Origin of the sequence: Bradyrhizobium sp. (assembly GCF_036009065.1) — a bacterium.
GTDB lineage: Bacteria > Pseudomonadota > Alphaproteobacteria > Rhizobiales > Xanthobacteraceae > Bradyrhizobium.
Genome location: NZ_DASYMN010000155.1, coordinates 1 through 1,985 on the forward strand (window position 1 = coordinate 1; position 1,985 = coordinate 1,985).

Annotated in this window: 4 protein-coding genes; all 4 read left to right on the forward strand. The window is 62.3% G+C overall.

Annotated elements, in window-relative coordinates; all coding sequences use genetic code 11:
• On the forward strand, positions 1-206 hold a 206-nt coding region (locus VGP39_RS09465), incomplete at its 5' end, for an amidohydrolase family protein (protein ID WP_327567846.1).
• Between the two features lie 43 nt (positions 207-249).
• Positions 250-627, forward strand: a complete 378-nt coding sequence (locus tag VGP39_RS09470; RefSeq protein ID WP_327567847.1) for a RidA family protein — start codon at positions 250-252, stop codon at positions 625-627.
• A 75-nt stretch (positions 628-702) separates the two neighbouring features.
• Complete coding sequence (locus tag VGP39_RS09475; RefSeq protein ID WP_327567848.1) at positions 703-1,512, forward strand: ABC transporter ATP-binding protein; 810 nt, start codon at positions 703-705, stop codon at positions 1,510-1,512.
• 1 nt (position 1,513) lies between these two features.
• On the forward strand, positions 1,514-1,985 hold a 472-nt coding region (locus VGP39_RS09480), incomplete at its 3' end, for an ABC transporter permease (protein WP_414644613.1).

The following is a 1,985-nucleotide window of genomic DNA, read 5'->3' on the forward strand; positions in this document are numbered from 1 at the left end:
TCGACGAATGCATCGGCGTCGGCAAGGAATACATCAAGACCAATCCGGATCGCCTGATCTGGGGTTCCGATTGGCCGCATCCGCTGCACGACGAATTCATGCCGAACGATGCCGACCTGCTCGAACTGTTTTATCGCTACACGGACGATCCGGCCGTCCGCCAAAAGATCCTGGTGGACAACCCGGCAAGGCTGTTCGGCTTCTGATTCGCGCGCATTCGCGGGCGTTGAAGCAAACGGAGTTTTATAGATGCGACGAAGTATCGAAGTAGCCGGCTACAAGCACGGCAATCCGATTCCTGCGGCGAGCCGGATCGGGGACATCGTAATGACCGGTGTCATCAGCGCCAAGGATGCAAAAACCGGCAAACTGCCCGAGACGCTGGAGGCGCAATGCGCCGCCATGTTCAGGAACGTCCGCGACATCATCGAGGCGGCCGGAGGCAAGCCCGAGCACATCATCAAGATGACGGTGTGGCTGCGCAATCTCTCCGACCGCAAGGCGCTGAACGAGGAATGGCTAAAGATGTTTCCGGACGCGGCGTCGCGTCCGGCTCGTCACGCCCTGCTGCACCAGGGTGAGGGCGACTCGCTGATCGTATGTGACTTCACAGCGGTCATCAGCTGAGCGCCGAAGGCGATCGACATGGCCTTGATCGACATCGACCGGGGAGCAGGAGGCGATGCGCTGGGAAAACAAGCGATGAATGACCGAGCAGCTACCTCACCGCGGGCAGGCGCCGCGGCGCCCTTTATCCAGGTCGAGAACGTCGCCAAGCGATACGCCAGCCGCAGCGGCGAAAGCATCAACGCCATCGAGCAGATTTCGCTCGACGTGCCCCGCGGGGGATTCATTTCGCTCGTCGGCCCCTCCGGCTGCGGTAAGAGCACGCTGCTCAAGATGATCGGCCGCCTGCTGCCGCCGTCAGCCGGCGTGATTCGCTACCGCGACATTCCGCGGGGCGAAGTGCGGCCGCGGCTCGGCGTCGTGTTTCAGGAGTCCCTGCTGCTGCCCTGGCGCTCAATTCTCGACAACATCATGCTGCCGATCGACGTGATGGGGCTCGATCGCAAGGCTGGCGCCGAGCACGCCCGCGAACTGATGAAGATGGTCGGTCTCGCGGGGTTCGAGAAGAAATATCCATTCGAACTCTCGGGCGGCATGCAGCAGCGCGCGGCGATCGCGCGTGCTCTGGCCAGTGATCCCGAATTGCTGCTGATGGATGAGCCATTCGGTGCGCTGGACGCTCTGACCCGCGAGCAGATGGCCGGCGAGTTGCAGGCGATCTGGTCGCGGACGCGAAAGACGGTGGTGTTTGTCACCCATTCGATCAGCGAGGCGGTTTATCTGTCGGATCGCGTCGTCGTTCTCAGCGGCCGGCCGTCGCGGATCATGGACGACATCACCATTGATCTGCCGCGTCCGCGGTCGCTCGATATGATGAGCGATCCGGAGTTCGGCCGCTATGCCTCGCATATCAGGCATCTGCTGCTGGCCAGGACGGAGATGTGAAATGGCGCAAACCGGTCTTCACGACGCGACGTTCTCCGCCCCCGAAGCGAAAGCCCCACGCGCCGGCGGCGGCCTGCTCGATCTCGGCAGCGTGCTGAGCGCCGTTATCCTGGTGTCGGTGCTGGCCGGCTGGGAACTGAGCGTCCGCGCCGGTGTGCTGCCGGCCTTCCTGCTGCCAGCCCCGAGCAAACTGATCAGCCAGTTTCTGACCGACGTCACGACGCCGACAATCTTGCGCGAAGCGCTCTATACGATCTCCGAGATTATTTTCGGCTTTGCCGCCGGCGCGGCGGCGGGTATCGCATTGGGGGCCGCGATTGCGCTGGTCCCGATCATCGAAAAGATCGTCTGGCCCTATATCATCACGCTGCAGACCATCCCGAAGGTCGCGATCGCGCCGCTCCTGATCATCTGGTTCGGTTTCGGGATCGAGTCCAAAATTCTGATCGTGGCGCTGATCTGCTTCTTTCCGA

Coding starts and splice junctions, on each gene's coding strand:
- VGP39_RS09470 (WP_327567847.1), top strand. CDS start 250: ATGCGACGAAGTATCGAAGTAGCCGGCTACAAGCACGGCAATCCGATT.
- VGP39_RS09475 (WP_327567848.1), top strand. CDS start 703: ATGAATGACCGAGCAGCTACCTCACCGCGGGCAGGCGCCGCGGCGCCC.